Raw genomic sequence first — 15341 nt, forward strand, 5'->3', positions numbered from 1 at the left:
ACCCTTAGAGCCGGCCATCACCGTCACGGCGCATCGCGGGCACGCCTTGCGATGCGCCCATTCCCTCAATACGGATAAAGGAGAAACTCAATGGCGAACACACCTCGCGCCCAGGGCGCGGCATCTCAGTCGAGCGATCCGTTCGTGATGGACATCCAGAAGATCCGCGACGACGCCCGCAAGCACATGTCGGATGGGCCCGTGACGCAAAGCTATGGCGCGGACCGCGACACGGTGCTCAAGCTGCTCAACGACGCGCTCGCGACGGAAATCGTCTGCACGCTGCGTTACAAGCGGCATCACTTCATGGCAAAAGGCATCAACTCGGAAGCCGTGGCCACGGAATTCGCGGAGCACGCGGCCGAAGAGCAGGAGCACGCCGACCGCATCGCCGAGCGCATCGTGCAGCTTGGCGGCGAGCCGGACTTCGCACCGGACGGCCTCAAGACGCGCGCGCATTCCGAGTACAAGGAAGGCGAGAACCTCACCGACATGATCCGCGAGAACCTGGTTGCCGAGCGTATCGCAATCGACACCTACCGCGAGATCATCCGCTATCTCGGCGAGAAGGACGTCACGACGCGGCGTCTCTTCGAAGAAATTCTCGCGGTCGAGGAAGAGCATGCGGACGACATGGCCGATCTGCTCGAGGGCCGCGAGTGAGCGTGCCCGGCAGCACGAGCGTGCGGCCGGCGGCGGCCGCCCTCATGTCGAAATGCTGCGCGAGATCATTACAATGTCTGCTTTGGAGCGACTCCATCGTACGGACACCAAGCCGATGATTCGAGTGTTGATAGCTGACGACCACGCGATCGTCCGAGGGGGTTTCAGACAGTTCGTCGCCGACGAGCCGGATATGTGCGTCGCGGCGGAAGCCGCCACGGGCGACGAAACCATCAGCCTCGTCCGCGAGCAGGCATTCGACGTCGTCCTGCTCGACATTGCGATGCCGGACAAGAACGGCATCGACACCCTGCGCGTCATCAAGCAGGTGCGCCCGGAGCAGGGCGTGCTGATCCTCTCCGGCTATCCGGAGAGTCAGTACGCGATCAACCTGCTGCGCGCGGGCGCGAACGGTTATCTGAACAAGGACTGCGAACCGGACGAAATCGTGCGGGCGATTCGCGCGGTGGCGCGCGGGCATCGCTACCTGTCCGAGGCGGTGGCCGACACGCTGGCCGACAACCTGGACAAGCCGGCGGCGGCGCGGCCGCACGAGGCGCTCTCCGAGCGTGAGTTCCAGATTTTTTGCAAGCTGGCCGCGGGGCAGATCCCCACGCAGATTGCCGAGGAGTTGCACCTCTCCGTGAAAACGGTGAGCACGTACCGGGCTCGCGTGCTCGAGAAGATGCGCCTCGCCAACAACGCCGATCTCACTTACTACGCGATCAAGAACGGCCTGATCGAATAATGGACGATCGAGAGATCCCGATGAACAGCGAATCGAATCCTGTTGCCGAGTCAGCCAGCCGCGCGCCGCTGCGCGTGCTGCTTATCGAAGATTCGCCGCTGATCCGCCGCAGTCTGGTGGAGGCCATCGACGCGTCGGGTTCGCTGCGCGTGGCTGCCTATGCTGATTCCGCCGACGAAGCCATCGCGCTGCTCGGCGACGAAGCGTTCGACGCGGTGATCGTCGACCTGCAGTTGAAACGCGGCTCGGGCGTGCCCGTACTGGCCTATTTGCAGCGCGAAGGTCTGATCGACTCGGTGTTCGCGGCGGTGCTCACGAATCACGCGTTGCCGGCGTACCGCGAGCGCTGCGAGCAGTACGGGGTGCGGCACTTCTACGACAAGTCGTTCGAATTCGACCGCGTGATCGACGCGCTGCACGAGTACGCATTCGCGCGCAGTCACGGCTAGGCGCGCTCCTCGTTGGTTTTCATTCTCGCTTGCAGCGCCAGATGGTTCCAGGCGGCAAGGCCCGCGAACAGCAAGCCTGCCACGCTCACGCCCACCCATCCGAATACCGGCCACACAGCCGCACCCACCGCGGAACCCAGCGCTCCGCCGATGAAATACGCAACCATGTACACGGTATTCACGCGACTGCGCGCGTCCGGCTTTAACGCATAGATGCGCGACTGATTCGAAATCTGCGCGGCCTGCACGCCCACATCCAGCACCATCACGCCGATCACGAGCCCCGCGATGCTCTTCGCCGAGAAGCCGAAGACCACGAAGGAAATCGCGACCAGCACGATAGAGAGGGTGATGATCGCGCGCGGTCCGCGCCGATCGGCGAACTTGCCCGCGAGCGGCGCGGCAAGCGCGCCCGCCGCGCCGACAATGCCGAAGAGGCCCGCTGCCTGCGGTCCGAGGTGAAAGGGCGGCCCCGCCAGCAGCAATGCGAGCACCGACCAGAAGATGCTGAAGGAGGCAAAGAGCGCGGCACCCGTCAGCGACGCCTCACGCAACGCGCGATGCTCGACGACCAGATGCCACATCGACACGAGCAGCTTGCCGTACGGCAGCGTCGAAGTCGGCTTGCTCTTCGGCAGACGCAGAACGATCACCACCGCCAGCGCGAGCAATGCCACCACCGACGCGGCGAACACCGCACGCCAGCCGAAGTATTGCGCGACGACACCGGCCGCCGTCCGCGCGAGCAGAATGCCGAGCAACAGGCCGCTCATCACCGTGCCCACCGCATGACCGCGCTCGGACGGCGGCGCGAGTTCGGCCGCGAACGGCACGGCCTGCTGCGCAATGGTGGCGAGCACGCCGATCGCGAGGCTCGCGGCAATCAGCACCGGCAGCGCCGGCGCGGTGGCCGCGATGACGAGCGCGACGCACATGCCCGCGGTTTGCAGCAGGATCAAGGCGCGCCGGTCGAAGCGATCGCCGAGCGGCGCGAGCAGCAGCATGCCGGCCGCGTAGCCCAGCTGCGTAACCGCCGGCACGACGCCGACCCACGAAGCGCTCGCAGGAAACGATTGCCGGAAGTTGTCGAGAAGCGGCTGGTTGTAATAGATATTCGCGACCGCCACGCCGGCAATGGTGGCGAGCAGAAGCAGCAGACCCCGCAGCGACGGGTCGGCGGAAACGGGTGTGGACGCGTTGGACGTGGACATGAAAGAGGGCAGTCGGCGGACCGGCCCATGCGCGGTCCTCAAGCGTGCCGATCATACCGGAGCGAACCGGATCGTGCTGCCGCGCTGCCAGGTCTGCGCAACGCGGTGTTGTGACAAAAATGCGAGGTTCGACGGGCGCGGGTTCGTAGAATCGGCGCGCTATTCCGGCCAACTTCGCACGATCCGATGAAAGAGCTCACCTCCCGTTCGACCCGCCGCGGCACGCAAGCCGGGCTGGCGCCACAGCGCATCGATGGATGCCTGATTGTCGCGTTGATCTGCCTCACGGCGTGGGCGCTCGCCACCGCCATGGCGCTGCGCGACCCGCTGAAAATGCTGCTCGAATGGGAACTGCTTGCGGTTTTCACGTGGCCGCAAACGCATGGGTGGTATCGCACGGTGATCGCCATGACCGCTTTCGACGTAGTGACCGGTGCCTTCATGGTCGCGGGCGTTGGGTGGTTCGCGCTGCTCGCGTGGCGCAGGTCGGCGCGCTTGCCGTCGCATGTGCAGGTGTGGCTCGGGGCAATTCTCACCATGCGAATCGGCGCGTATCTGGCGAGTGCCTATATGACGCACGCAATCGGCGTGGACATTGCGATTCCGTTCGACGGTCCGCTGCAGGCCATTGTCGCCGCCGCGCTCGGGATCCCTTATTTCAGGGCGTCCCGGCGCGTGCGTCGAATCTTTGTGAACCGCTGAGGGCGTCGCCACGAGGCCTGTTCAATCGATCAGCGCGCCTTCCGGCTCATAGAACGGATACGGACCCTCGGCCGAATCGACATACGCGTGGTGCGTGACAATGCCGACGCCCGGCTCGTAACGATGCAGCGCATACGCGGGCGGCTCCATCATGAAGGCGGACGGCGCGTCGTCGCGCAGATCGAGCGCCACCTGATGGGCGGGCGCCGGTATGGCCGACGCTATGGTGCCGCCAAAGCGCACGAACATCGGGCGATGCACATGTCCGCAGATCACGCGCTCCACGTTCGGATAGCACGCAATGAGCGCTGCGAGGCGGCTCGCCGCGGCGGGATCGAGCCGCAGTTTGTCCATATGTCCGATACCGCACGCAAACGGCGGATGATGCAGCGCGACCACCGTCGGCTTGCCGCCCGCCGCGTCGAGTTGCGCCGCGAGCCACGCGAGCCGCGCGTCGCATAGCGTGCCGGCGCTGTGGCCCGGCACCATCGAATCCAGCGCGATCAGGCGCAGCGGACCGACGTCGAGCGCGTAGTGCACGAACTCGCCGCCACCGTGCAGTTCCGCGCGATCGGGAAACGCCGCGCGCAACGCGGCCCGGTCGTCGTGATTGCCGACGAGCAGAAAGTAGGGAATTTCAAGCGGTGCGAGCAGCGCCTTCAGGTGTTCGTACTGTTGCGGTTCGCCTTGATCGACGAGATCGCCGGTCATGATGACGGCGTCCGGACGAGGATCGAGCGCGTTCAGCGCGGCGACGCAGCGTTCCAGATAGGCCGCAGTATCGACGCGGCGATAGGCGAGCGCGCCGGGCCGTTTGATATGCAGGTCGCTAATTTGAGCCAGCAGCATGGGGTCATCCTCATTGTTGCGCGCGAGTGCAACGCGCGGCGTCATTACGATAGCGCAATCAGCGCGTCCTGCCCGATCGAGATGCCGACCGGCGTGCCGCGCGCGAGTTCGACACGGCCCGCGACGTCGATGAGCAGCGCATCGGGGGCGGCGCCGCTGATCGTGAGGCGCGTGCGCTCGCCGAGAAATGCGCTGCTTTCGATGCAGCCGCGCAGCTGCGCGTGAGCCGGATCGGCGAGAAACGCGTCTTCGGGGCGGAAGAAAATTTCGTGCTTCGCGTCGCGCTCTGCCAACGCGTTCGCCTGCGCGGCGGGCAGCGGCACGGCGCCGCCTGTCGTCGTCAGCATGCTGCCGCGGCGCTCGCCGGCAACGCGGTTGATCGTGCCGACGAACTGCGCGACCGCGCGATTCGCCGGCCGATAGTAAATGTCGCGCGGCGAGCCGATCTGCTCGATGCGCCCCGCGCTCATCACGACGATGCGGTCGCCCAGTTCCATTGCTTCGGCCTGGTCATGCGTCACATAGATTGTCGTGATGCCGAGTTCGCGCAGCAGCGCGTTCATCTCGCTGCGCAACGCGTCGCGCAAGCGGGCGTCGAGCGCCGTGAGCGGTTCGTCGAGCAGCAGCACGCGCGGCTGCACGGCGAGCGCGCGTGCGAGCGCGACACGCTGACGCTGGCCGCCCGACAACTGATCGATCGGTTTGTCGGCGTGCGCGGTGAGACGCATCATGGCGAGCAGTTCGTCGACGCGTTGCCGCGCGGTGTCTGCCGGCATGCGCCGGATTTTCAGACCATAGCCGATATTGCCGCGCACCGTCAGGTTCGGGAACAGCGCGTAGCTTTGGAACACCATGCCCACCTGGCGTTTTTCAATGGGCAGCGCGGTGACGTCGTCGTCGCCGAATGCGATGCGGCCGCCCGCGTCGGGTGTTTCGAGGCCCGCGATCATGCGCAGCGTGGTCGTTTTACCGCACCCGGAGGGGCCGAGCAGCACGAGTGTCTCGCCTGCTTCAATGCGCAGATCGACCGGTTCGAGCACACGCGAGCCGCGAAACGTTTTCGCGCACTGCGTCAGCGTGATCGGCACCGAGGCGGCACGGGAGGCCGAAGCGGAAGAAGAAGCAGTGGAAAAAGCGGAGGAGGAAGCTGAGGCAAGTGTCATGGCGTCGTTTTGGACTTCGAAACAGAAACGGCGCCGCGTTTTTTTGCCGCGTTGCGCTGGCCGGTCGCATCGACGCCGAGCCATTGCATTGCGACGAGCAGCGGCATCGTCATGATGAAAAAGAGAATCGTGTAGGCACTGCCAATTTCAATGCGCAACGACGCGTAGGTGTCGGCAAGACCGACCGGCAGCGTCTTGGTGTCGGGCGTGTGCAGCATCCACGTCAGATTGAATTCGCCGATGGAAAGCGTCAGCACCGCGAGTGCGCCCGCCACGATGCCGGGCCTCGCATTGGGCAGCACGATGGTCACGAAGCGCTGCATGAAGCTCGCGCCGAGACTCGCGGCGCCTTCTTCCAGCGTGCGCAGATCGCTGCTCGCGCACACGGCGGCGACGGCGCGCACCATGAACGGCAGCGTAAACACGACATGGCCGACGACAATAAACGCGACGCTCATGCGGAACATCGTGAAGCCGCCATACACCACGAGCAGCGCCAGCGCGGAGGCAAGCCCGGGCAGCGCAATGGGCAGCACGAGAAACTCTTCGATGACGCGCGAGAGCCGCGTCTTGCTGCGCGCGAGCACATAGCCCGCGGGCACGCCCGTGAACAGCGTAATGAAGAGCGTCGCAGCCGCGACTTCGAGCGAGAGAAACACCGAGCCGTGGTACTGCGTCCACACTTCGCCGAGCCAGCGCAGCGTGAAGCCGCTCGCGATGCCCTTGAAGTAGTTGACCGTCAAACCGGCGAGGATCGACATCGCGACCGGCACGATCAGAAACGCGCACAGCGACAGCGTGACGAACCACTGGCCCGCCGCGAGCCATGCTCTGGCATCGGGCATGCGAACGCGCGAGCGACGCTCGCCGGCAGGCTGTGAAGTAGCAGTGATCGAGTTCATAAGAAGCTTTTTCTTTCCGTTGAGGCGGCCCGCGGCCGTGATGCGCCGCTCATGCGCTGGCCGCGACGGCAGAGCCGCTCACGCTGCGGGCGAGAGCAAGCACCGCCCATGTGACGATGCCGAGCACGATGGACAGGCCCGCCGCCGTCACCATGTTCGCGTTGAGCGTGAACTCGGTGTAGATGGTCATCGGCAGGACGTCGATGTCGGTGGCGAGCGTGAACGCCGTGCCGAACGCGCCCATCGCGGTGGCGAAGCACACCGCGCCCGCGGCGATCAGACCGGGCGACAGCGCAGGCAACACGATGTCGCGTGTAATGCGCCATGGCGATGCGCCAAGCGAGCGCGCGGCTTCCTCGAGCGACGCATCGAGTTTGGTGGCCGAAGCCATCACCGTGACGATGACGCGCGGAATCGAGAAGTACAGATAGCCGAGAAAAAGCCCGCTCATCGAATACGCGAATACCCAACGATCGCCGGTGAGCTTGAGCGACAACGCGCCGACGAGCCCCTGGCGTCCTGCCAGCATGATGACCATGAAGCCGACCACCACGCCGGGAAACGCGAGCGGGAAGGTCAGCAACGCGAGCAGCGTGCGCTTGAACGCGAAGTCGCGGCGCGCGAGCAGCAAACCGGCAATCACGGAGAGTACCAACGTGGCAGCCGTCACCGCCGCGGACAGCACGACGGTTGCGCCGAGGCTCGACATGTAGCGCGGATTCGTCAGCATCGCGCGATAGGTGGCGAACGCGTGGCCGTCGCCGCTCAGCTGCGCGAGCGCCCCCATCGGCAGCAGCCAGAACGCGATGAAAACCGCGAGCGCCGGCGCGAGCAGTGCGATGCGCCAGCGCAACGGGAACGTGATGTCGTTCAATGCATCACCTGCAAATAGCGTTCGCCGAAGCTCGCCTGCTTTTCGGCCATCTTGCCGAAGTCGACCGGCTTGGCGCGGGCATAGTCGCTGGCGGGCAGGAATTTCGCGGCAGTCTGCGGGCTCATCGCATTCGCGCGAACCGGGCGCAGATAAGCGTCGGCCCACAGTTTCTGGCCTTCGTCGGAGAGCACGAAATCCAGCACTTTCTTGCCGTTTGCTTCGTGCGGCGCGCCCTTCACGAGGCTCATCACATACGGCACGGAAATCGTGCCTTCTTTAGGAATCACAAATTCGACATTGGCGTGATCCTTGTATTTCGCGCGATAGGCATCGAAATCGTAGTCGAGCAGAATCGGGATTTCGCCGGACATGACGCGTGCGTAGGCGGTCTGCTTCGGCACGATCGGCGCATTTGCCTTGAGCTTGCGGAACCAGTCGAGGCCCGGCTCGAAGTTGTCGAGCGAGCCGCCGAGCGCCTGATTCACGGCGACCGCGCCCGCATAGCCGACAAACGCGCTCGACGGATCGAGGTAGCCGATCATGCCTTTGTATTCGGGCTTGAGCAGATCGGCCCACGAGCGCGGCACCGGCTTGCCTTCGAGCGCGTCCTTGTTGACGAAAAAGCCCAGCGTTCCCGAGTGGATCGTGAACCAGTAGCCTTGCGGGTCCTTCAGGTTCGCGGGAATGTCGTCCCAATGCGCGGGTTTGTACGGCTCGACCACACCCTTGTCCTTCGCCTGGAATGCGGACGAGATGCCGAGATAGACGACATCCGCGACGGGGCTTTTCTGCTCGGCCATGAGTTGCGCAATCGACTGGCCGGAGTTCTTGTTGTCGAACGGCACGCGAATGCCGGTCTTCTGCTGGATGGCCTTGATCTGGCTTGCCCAGTCGGCCCATTCCGGCGGACAGTTGTAGCAGATGGCGGTTTCGTCGGCGTGTGCGCTTTGCGGCATGACGACGGCAAGGGCGGCGGTCGCGACGGCGCCGGCGCCCAGCGCGACGACGGTGGACTGCGCGAGACGGCGCATCAGCGATGTAAGCGGCGATGCAAGGCGTATGGAAAAGCGGGTCACTGCGGTTCTCCAGGAAGGGACAAGAGCGGGTGGTTCAGGGTTGTTGTTTGAGGCGAGGGGTTCAGCGAATCCCAGCGAGTTAGTCAGGACTCGAGATGAAGGTGCGGGCGCGCATGCAGTGCAGCGCTGCCGTGATGGTTCGAAATGGCGGCGATGGTCGCGCCTTCGCGCACACTGTGCGGCAGCGTCAGCGCGAGCGGCGCAGCGCCTCGGCCCGCGTCGCTGCCGGTGACGCGCGCGAGCAGACGCCGCCATGCCGCGCAGCCGATCTCGCGATTCGGCGCGCAGACGCTCGCGAGCGGCGGCGACAGCAGCTCGCCCATCGCGAGGCCGTCGAAACCGAGAATCGACATGTCGCGCGGAATCTGCAGACGCGCGCGGCGCAGGCCGCGCATCACGACCATCGCAAGCAGATCGTTGCTGCAAAAGAGAGCGCTCGGGCGGTTCGCGCCTTGCGTCAGATGCGCGAGCACGGAGGGCGCTAGTTCGTCGGCGTTGAAATCGACTTCGAGCGCGGGCGCGGGCGTGAGCCCGGCCTGCTGCATGGCCTGCGCGTAGCCGAGGTGGCGCTGGCGTGCGCGGTCCGAAGCGGCGAGCGTGCCCGCGAGCATGAGGATGCGGCGATGGCCGTGCGCGATCAGCATGCGCACGCCTTCATAGGCAGCGAGGCGGTTGTCGACCGAGACCGATGGGCGCCGTTCGGTGTCGTTGTGCATCAGCACGTAGAGCAGGCCGTCGCGGTCGAGTTGATCGAGCAGCGGATGCGTGTCGGCGTCGGCGACTGTCAGAATGAGGCCTTCCACGCGATGTTCGCGCAGCGTTTCGATGGCGCGGCGTTCGCGATCGGCGTCGTACTGGGTGGTCATCAGCATGAGGCGGTAGCCCTGCGCTGCCGCGAGTTCGTCGATGCCTTGCAGGCATTCGGCGAACACCGGATTCGCAAGCGTCGGCACGATCACGCCGATCAGGCGCGTGCGCTCGCCGCGCAGCTGACGGCCGAGCGGGCTCGGCCGGAACTGGAGGGCGTCGATGGACTGCCGGACCTTGTCGAGCGTGACGGGGCTTACGGTGTGCGGCGCGTTGATCGCGCGCGAGACCGTCGCGATGGAAAAGCCCGCGTGCGCAGCGACATCCTTGATCGTCGGGGTCATGATTTCCGCTCGGTTGTAAACGTTTTCGGAGCGGATTATCGGGGAGGTTTATGACTCGCCGATGACTTGGGGAGTGATGGCGGAGGGGGGGCTCGTTCGCCGGGCAGGCGGGTCATGCGTACGTTTTGCCGGCCCTGCGGCCAATGGTAGAATGCGCGTCCACGCGTTTTTCCCCACCCTCGCCGGGGTGATGAAATTGGTAAACATAGCGGACTTAAAATCCGCCGCTTCACGGCTTGCCGGTTCGAGTCCGGTCCCCGGCACCATGCTGTTTCCCACGCTTCGCAAACCGGTCGCCCCCATTCCCTCGACCCCACCCATCCCACACTGTGCGCAAACCCGCACTCACGTAACCACTCCAGACACTGGGGAATGCCTGATCTTGAGGCCTTACCGCCGGGCGTCGTAGAATCGTCGGACATCGGTTTGGGGGGGGGCGAGCATGTGCCTGGCTTCTCGTTGCGATTTCAGTCAAACAACCTCGCGCCGTCCGGCGCTTTCGCGACCCGTCTCCCGGGTTGAGGCAAGCGCATGCTGCGCGCGCGCCGCGCCCTTCGCCGGCTCCGCGCCATGACCCCCCTCATTTCCGTCAACAAGCTCAGCAAGAGCTTTCCCGGCGTGCGGGCGCTTCACGACGTCCAGTTCGAACTGCTGGCGGGCGAAGTCCATGCGCTGATGGGCGAGAACGGCGCCGGCAAATCCACGCTCATGAAAATCCTCGCCGGCGTGTACAGGCGCGATTCGGGCGATATTCTCGTCGACGGCCAGCCGGTGTCATTCGAGTGTCCGCGTGACGCGCAAGCGGCGGGCGTCGGCATCATTCATCAGGAACTCCAACTGATGAACCACCTGACGGTCGCGCAAAACATCTTCATCGGCCGCGAGCCGCGCGGGCGGCTTGGCCTCTTTCTCGACGAAGACAGGCTGAACGCGCAAGCGCGCGAGATTCTTTCACGCATGCATGTGAATCTGGACCCGCGCGCGCTGGTCGGCGAGTTGACCGTCGCGAGCCAGCAAATGGTCGAAATCGCCAAGGCGCTCTCGTTCGATTCGCGCGTGCTCATCATGGACGAGCCCACCTCCGCGCTGAACGACGCCGAGATCGCCGAGCTCTTTCGCATCATCCGCGAGTTGAAAGGACGGGGCGTGGGCGTCGTCTACATCTCGCACAAGATGGACGAGTTAAAGCAGATCGCCGACCGTGTCACCGTGCTGCGCGACGGCGAATATGTCGCCACGGTCGACGCCGCCAATACGACCGTCGAGGCCATCATCGGCATGATGGTCGGGCGCACGCTCACAGACGTGGCGCCCGCCGCGCGCGCCGCGGCGCAAGGGGAGGCCGCGCTGGAAGTCAGGCATCTCAACGCCGGCCCGCTTGTGCGCGACGTGAGCTTTACCTTGCGTCAGGGCGAGATTCTCGGCTTTGCCGGGTTAATGGGCGCAGGCCGCACCGAGGTCGCGCGCGCGGTGTTCGGCGCGGACCCCGTTGAGTCCGGCGAAATCCTCGTGAAAGGCGCGAAAGCCACGATCAGAAACCCGAGCGATGCGGTCGCGCAAGGCATCGGCTATCTGTCGGAAGACCGCAAGCGCTTCGGGCTCGCCACCGGCATGGACGTCGAGTCGAACATCGTCATGTCGAACCTGCGAAGCTTCCTGTCGTTCAACTTCTTCCTGCGCCGCGCGCGGATGCGGCGCCGCGCGACCCATTTCATCAGTCTGCTCGCGATTCGCACGCCGTCGCCAAGCCAGGAAGTGCGGCTGCTGTCCGGCGGCAACCAGCAGAAGATCGTCATCGCCAAATGGCTCGAGCGCGACTGCGACGTGCTGTTCTTCGACGAACCCACGCGCGGCATCGACGTCGGCGCCAAAAGCGAAATCTACAAGCTGCTTCGCTCGCTCGCGGACGAAGGCAAGGCCATCGTCATGATTTCGTCGGAGCTTCCGGAGATTCTGCGGATGAGCGACCGCATCGTCGTGATGTGCGAGGGCCGCATTACCGGCGAGCTCGGCGCCAACGAGGCGACGCAGGAGCGCATCATGCATCTGGCCACGCAGCGCCAAACACTCAAAGCGGCGTGAGCCTCGCGAGGACCCCATGACACTGCCATCCGATTCCCCCGCGCTGGCCGGCGAGCGGCGCCTGAGCGGCCTGAAGGCCCGCATTTTTTCGCCGACGGCTTTGCAGAAGCTTCTGGCGTTCACGAGCCTGATTCTGCTGCTCGTGTTCTTCAGCTTTGCGTCGCCGGCTTTCATGCAGATGGATAACATCCTCGGCATTCTGCAGGCGACGGCGGTCAACGGCGTGCTCGCCATCGCCTCCACCTTCGTCATCATCACGGGCGGCATCGACCTCTCGGTCGGCACGTTGATGACCTTCACGGCGGTGATTTGCGGCGTGTTCCTCACCTACTGGCATTTGCCGATGTGGCTCGGCGTGCTCGCCGCCATCGGCACCGGCGCGCTTTGCGGGACCATTTCGGGCACCCTCACCGCGAAGATGAAAATCCCGCCGTTCATCGCGACGCTCGGCATGATGCTGCTGCTGAAGGGGCTCTCGCTTGTCGTATCTGCGGACAAACCGATCTATTTCACCGACACCGAAAATTTCTACATGATTTCGCAGGACTCGTTGATCGGCTACCTGTTGCCGAGCCTGCCGATTCCGAACGCCGTGCTGATCCTGTTCTTCCTCGCCATCGTCAGTTCGCTCACGCTGAATCGCACGGCGCTCGGCCGCTATACCTTCGCGCTCGGCAGCAACGAAGAAGCGGTGCGGCTCTCCGGCGTGAACGTCGACCGCTGGAAGATCGCCATTTATGGCCTCGGCGGCGCGATTTGCGGCGTCGCGGGGCTGCTCATCGCGTCGCGCCTGAACTCGGCGCAACCGGCGCTTGGCCAGGGCTACGAGCTCGAAGCGATTGCCGCGGTCGTGATCGGCGGGACGTCGCTCTCGGGCGGCTCCGGCACGATTCTCGGCACGATCATCGGCGCGTTCATCATGAGCGTGCTGACCAACGGCTTGCGCATCATGTCCGTCGCCCAGGAGTGGCAGATCGTGGTGACGGGTCTCATCATCATTCTCGCGGTCTACGCCGACATCCTGCGACGCAGGAAGCGCTGAGCCTGCACCGGACAACATCAACAAGGGGCGGCACTGCAACGCATCCCCGACAGCGAAGAAGAAGGGTCCACACCTTAGGAGGAGAGAGTCCATGTTGAATCGAAAAGCATTCGGCGTCGTGGTCGGCGTGAGCGCGCTCGTCGGCGCAGTGAATTTTGCTCACGCGGAGGACGTTTATATTCCGCTCATTTCCAAGGGTTTCCAGCATCAGTTCTGGCAGGCGGTCAAAGCCGGCGCGGAGCAGGGCGCGAAGGAACACAAGGTGCGCATCACGTTCGAGGGCCCGGAAACCGAGGCCATGGTCGACAAGCAGATCGACATGCTGTCGGCCGCGCTCGCGAAAAAGCCGCAAGCCATCGGCATTGCCGCACTGGACAGCAAGGCGGCCATTCCGCTGCTGAAAAGAGCGCAGGCCGCAAAGATTCCGGTCATCGCATTCGACTCCGGCGTGGACAGCGACATCCCGCTCACGACCTGCGCGACCGACAATCTGGCGGCCGCCGCGCTCGCCGCCGACAAGATGGCCGAGGCCATCGGCAATGCCGGCGAAGTCGGTGTAATCGTGCACGATCAGACGAGCCGCACGGGCATCGACCGGCGCGACGGTTTCCTCAACGAGATGAAGAGCAAGCATCCGAACGTGAAGATCGTGTCGGTGCAATACGGCGGCGGCGACCATCTGAAATCGGCGGAAATCGCCAAGGCGATGATTCAGGCGAACCCGAACCTGAAGGGCATCTTCGGCGCCAACGAAGGCTCCGCGGAGGGCGCGGCGATCGGCGTGAAGGAGTCGGGCAAGAAGCTCGTGCTGATCGGCTACGACTCGGGCAAGGAGCAGAAGGAGGACATTAATTCCGGGCTGATGGCCGGCGCGATCACGCAGAACCCGATCGGCATCGGCAAATGTGTGGTCGATTCCGCGGTCAAGGCGCTCAAGGGCGAGAAGCTGCCGAAGAAAGTCGATACCGGTTTCTACTGGTACGACAAGAGCAACATGAACGATCCGAAGATCGCCGCGGTACTCTACGATTGATCGTCGCGTGAATGCAGCCGTCCTGGAGCGTGTGACATGACCACGATCACTACGATTAAGAGGCTGTCGGTGCGCGACATCCGCTTTCCGACTTCGCGTTCGCTCGACGGCTCGGATGCGATGAACGCCGCGCCCGATTATTCGGCCACCTACGTCACGCTCGAAACGGATGCGCCGCAAGGGCTCGTGGGCCACGGTCTGACGTTTACGATCGGCCGCGGCAACGAGATCTGCGTGAGGGCGGTCGAGGCGCTTGCGCCGCTCGTCGTCGGCAAAACGCTGCGGGAGATTGCCGCCGACATGGGCGGCTTCTGGCGCGCGCTGACCTCGGACAGCCAGTTGCGCTGGATCGGCCCGGACAAGGGCGCGATTCATCTGGCCACCGCGGCCGTCGTCAACGCGGTCTGGGACTTGTGGGCGAAAGCGGAAGGCAAGCCGGTGTGGAAGCTGCTCGTCGACATGAGTCCCGAAGAACTCGTACGGTGCCTGGATTTCCGCTATGTGACCGACGCGCTGACGCCGCAGGAAGCGATTGCGATGCTGCATCGTCATGCCGGGACCAGGGCCGCGCGCGAGCAGGAGATGCTCGCGCACGGCTACCCGGCTTACACGACGTCCGCGGGCTGGCTCGGCTATGACGACGACAAGATTCGCCGCCTCGCGCGCGAAGGCGTCGCGCAAGGGTGGACGCATTTCAAGCAGAAAGTCGGCGGCAATCTCGCCGAAGATCTGCGCCGCGCCCGCATTCTGCGCGAGGAAATCGGCCCGGACCGCAAGCTGATGATGGACGCCAACCAGGTGTGGGATGTGGATGAAGCCATCGCGAACATGCGGCAACTCGCGCAATTCGACCCGTGGTGGATCGAGGAGCCGACGAGCCCCGACGACATTCTCGGCCACGCCGCCATTCGCGAGCGGCTTGCGCCGATCGGCGTGGCAACCGGCGAGCACTGTCATAACCGCGTGATGTTCAAGCAGTTGCTGCAGGCACGCGCGATCGACTTCTGTCAGGTGGACAGTTGCCGCCTCGGCGGTCTGAACGAAGTGATCGTCGTGCTGCTGATGGCGGCAAAGTTCGGCGTGCCGGTGTGCCCGCACGCGGGCGGCGTCGGTTTATGCGAGTACGTCCAGCATATTTCGTTATTCGACTATATCTGTGTGTCCGCGTCGCTCGAGAACCGGGTGCTCGAATACGTCGATCATTTGCATGAGCATTTCGTCGACCCGGTGGTGATCCGCAACGGGCGCTATTTGCCGCCGCAACGTCCCGGCTACAGCATCGAAATTCACGCGGCATCGCTCGATCAGCATGATTTTCCCGGCGGGCCGGTGTGGCGCGTGTGAGGCATCGTCGCGCGAGAGCCGTGTAAACTGGACGTTTCGCGCGACCCCGATA

Annotated in this window: 15 protein-coding genes and 1 tRNA gene; 9 read left to right on the plus strand and 7 right to left on the minus strand. The window is 64.5% G+C overall.

Going from position 1 to position 15341, the window contains the following annotated elements:
* The first annotated feature begins 90 nt into the window (after window positions 1-90).
* From ACEN8U_RS19815 to ACEN8U_RS19825, 3 genes are all read left to right on the plus strand, one after another.
* Complete coding sequence (locus tag ACEN8U_RS19815; RefSeq protein ID WP_013588982.1) at window positions 91-663, plus strand: ferritin-like domain-containing protein; 573 nt, start codon at window positions 91-93, stop codon at window positions 661-663.
* A 115-nt stretch (window positions 664-778) separates the two neighbouring features.
* Window positions 779-1411 carry a response regulator transcription factor gene (locus tag ACEN8U_RS19820; RefSeq protein ID WP_013338705.1) on the plus strand — a complete coding sequence of 211 codons (633 nt, stop codon included), beginning with the start codon at window positions 779-781 and terminating at the stop codon, window positions 1409-1411.
* Window positions 1412-1431: 20 nt separating this feature from the next.
* Window positions 1432-1860, plus strand: coding sequence for a response regulator (locus ACEN8U_RS19825; protein WP_015003240.1), 429 nt, complete (start codon window positions 1432-1434; stop codon window positions 1858-1860).
* Here the strand turns inward: ACEN8U_RS19825 and ACEN8U_RS19830 are convergent.
* Window positions 1857-3071, minus strand: coding sequence for an MFS transporter (locus ACEN8U_RS19830; RefSeq protein ID WP_015003239.1), 1215 nt, complete (start codon window positions 3069-3071; stop codon window positions 1857-1859). The two genes, ACEN8U_RS19825 and ACEN8U_RS19830, sit on opposite strands and share 4 nt — an antisense overlap.
* Before the next feature lie 186 nt (window positions 3072-3257).
* On the opposite strand from ACEN8U_RS19830, the gene ACEN8U_RS19835 reads away from it, so the two are divergent.
* On the plus strand, window positions 3258-3773 hold the full coding sequence (locus tag ACEN8U_RS19835; protein WP_015003238.1) for a DUF2569 domain-containing protein: 516 nt from the start codon (window positions 3258-3260) through the stop codon (window positions 3771-3773).
* A gap of 21 nt (window positions 3774-3794) precedes the next feature.
* On the opposite strand, the gene ACEN8U_RS19840 is transcribed toward ACEN8U_RS19835, so the two are convergent.
* The 6 genes from ACEN8U_RS19840 to ACEN8U_RS19865 all read right to left on the minus strand — a co-directional run bounded on the left by ACEN8U_RS19840 (window position 3795) and on the right by ACEN8U_RS19865 (window position 9788).
* Entirely contained in the window at window positions 3795-4622 is an 828-nt protein-coding gene (locus ACEN8U_RS19840; protein ID WP_041746312.1) for a phosphodiesterase, read from the minus strand.
* A 44-nt stretch (window positions 4623-4666) separates the two neighbouring features.
* On the minus strand, window positions 4667-5785 hold the full coding sequence (locus ACEN8U_RS19845) for an ABC transporter ATP-binding protein (RefSeq protein ID WP_238558522.1): 1119 nt from the start codon (window positions 5783-5785) through the stop codon (window positions 4667-4669).
* The gene (locus ACEN8U_RS19850) at window positions 5782-6687 is read right to left on the minus strand and encodes an ABC transporter permease (protein ID WP_015003235.1); all 906 of its coding nucleotides are present in this window, start codon (window positions 6685-6687) and stop codon (window positions 5782-5784) included. Before ACEN8U_RS19850 ends, ACEN8U_RS19845 begins: the two co-directional genes overlap by 4 nt.
* Before the next feature lie 49 nt (window positions 6688-6736).
* The gene (locus ACEN8U_RS19855) at window positions 6737-7561 is read right to left on the minus strand and encodes an ABC transporter permease (protein WP_015003234.1); all 825 of its coding nucleotides are present in this window, start codon (window positions 7559-7561) and stop codon (window positions 6737-6739) included.
* The gene (locus ACEN8U_RS19860) at window positions 7558-8637 is read right to left on the minus strand and encodes an ABC transporter substrate-binding protein (protein WP_015003233.1); all 1080 of its coding nucleotides are present in this window, start codon (window positions 8635-8637) and stop codon (window positions 7558-7560) included. The genes ACEN8U_RS19855 and ACEN8U_RS19860 overlap by 4 nt, the downstream gene beginning before the upstream one ends.
* An 83-nt stretch (window positions 8638-8720) precedes the next feature.
* Window positions 8721-9788, minus strand: a complete 1068-nt coding sequence (locus tag ACEN8U_RS19865; RefSeq protein WP_015003232.1) for a LacI family DNA-binding transcriptional regulator — start codon at window positions 9786-9788, stop codon at window positions 8721-8723.
* 181 nt (window positions 9789-9969) lie between these two features.
* Between ACEN8U_RS19865 and ACEN8U_RS19870 the strand changes: the two genes are divergently transcribed.
* The 5 genes from ACEN8U_RS19870 (at window position 9970) to ACEN8U_RS19890 (ending at window position 15289) form a co-directional block, all read left to right on the plus strand.
* Window positions 9970-10054 (plus strand) — tRNA-Leu (locus ACEN8U_RS19870).
* A gap of 304 nt (window positions 10055-10358) precedes the next feature.
* A complete protein-coding gene (locus ACEN8U_RS19875) occupies window positions 10359-11870 on the plus strand; it encodes a sugar ABC transporter ATP-binding protein (RefSeq protein WP_041746310.1) in 1512 nt (503 codons plus the stop codon).
* 16 nt (window positions 11871-11886) lie between these two features.
* Window positions 11887-12912 carry an ABC transporter permease gene (locus ACEN8U_RS19880; protein WP_015003230.1) on the plus strand — a complete coding sequence of 342 codons (1026 nt, stop codon included), beginning with the start codon at window positions 11887-11889 and terminating at the stop codon, window positions 12910-12912.
* Window positions 12913-13003: 91 nt separating this feature from the next.
* The gene (locus ACEN8U_RS19885) at window positions 13004-13945 is read left to right on the plus strand and encodes an ABC transporter substrate-binding protein (RefSeq protein WP_015003229.1); all 942 of its coding nucleotides are present in this window, start codon (window positions 13004-13006) and stop codon (window positions 13943-13945) included.
* A gap of 45 nt (window positions 13946-13990) precedes the next feature.
* Window positions 13991-15289: an L-fuconate dehydratase gene (locus ACEN8U_RS19890; RefSeq protein WP_041746308.1), complete on the plus strand. Its 1299-nt coding sequence runs from the start codon at window positions 13991-13993 to the stop codon at window positions 15287-15289.
* The last annotated feature ends 52 nt before the right edge of the window (window positions 15290-15341 follow it).

It is taken from the genome of Paraburkholderia phenoliruptrix (genome assembly GCF_047325075.1).
GTDB lineage: Bacteria > Pseudomonadota > Gammaproteobacteria > Burkholderiales > Burkholderiaceae > Paraburkholderia > Paraburkholderia phenoliruptrix.

Excerpts from the sequence above, each read along its gene's own strand:
- ACEN8U_RS19840 (WP_041746312.1), bottom strand. The coding sequence starts at position 4,622 with ATGCTGCTGGCTCAAATTAGCGACCTGCATATCAAACGGCCCGGCGCG.
- ACEN8U_RS19820 (WP_013338705.1), top strand. The coding sequence starts at position 779 with ATGATTCGAGTGTTGATAGCTGACGACCACGCGATCGTCCGAGGGGGT.
- ACEN8U_RS19830 (WP_015003239.1), bottom strand. The coding sequence starts at position 3,071 with ATGTCCACGTCCAACGCGTCCACACCCGTTTCCGCCGACCCGTCGCTG.
- ACEN8U_RS19850 (WP_015003235.1), bottom strand. The coding sequence starts at position 6,687 with ATGAACTCGATCACTGCTACTTCACAGCCTGCCGGCGAGCGTCGCTCG.
- ACEN8U_RS19815 (WP_013588982.1), top strand. The coding sequence starts at position 91 with ATGGCGAACACACCTCGCGCCCAGGGCGCGGCATCTCAGTCGAGCGAT.
- ACEN8U_RS19885 (WP_015003229.1), top strand. The coding sequence starts at position 13,004 with ATGTTGAATCGAAAAGCATTCGGCGTCGTGGTCGGCGTGAGCGCGCTC.
- ACEN8U_RS19875 (WP_041746310.1), top strand. The coding sequence starts at position 10,359 with ATGACCCCCCTCATTTCCGTCAACAAGCTCAGCAAGAGCTTTCCCGGC.
- ACEN8U_RS19825 (WP_015003240.1), top strand. The coding sequence starts at position 1,432 with ATGAACAGCGAATCGAATCCTGTTGCCGAGTCAGCCAGCCGCGCGCCG.
- ACEN8U_RS19880 (WP_015003230.1), top strand. The coding sequence starts at position 11,887 with ATGACACTGCCATCCGATTCCCCCGCGCTGGCCGGCGAGCGGCGCCTG.
- ACEN8U_RS19835 (WP_015003238.1), top strand. The coding sequence starts at position 3,258 with ATGAAAGAGCTCACCTCCCGTTCGACCCGCCGCGGCACGCAAGCCGGG.
- ACEN8U_RS19865 (WP_015003232.1), bottom strand. The coding sequence starts at position 9,788 with ATGACCCCGACGATCAAGGATGTCGCTGCGCACGCGGGCTTTTCCATC.
- ACEN8U_RS19845 (WP_238558522.1), bottom strand. The coding sequence starts at position 5,785 with ATGACACTTGCCTCAGCTTCCTCCTCCGCTTTTTCCACTGCTTCTTCT.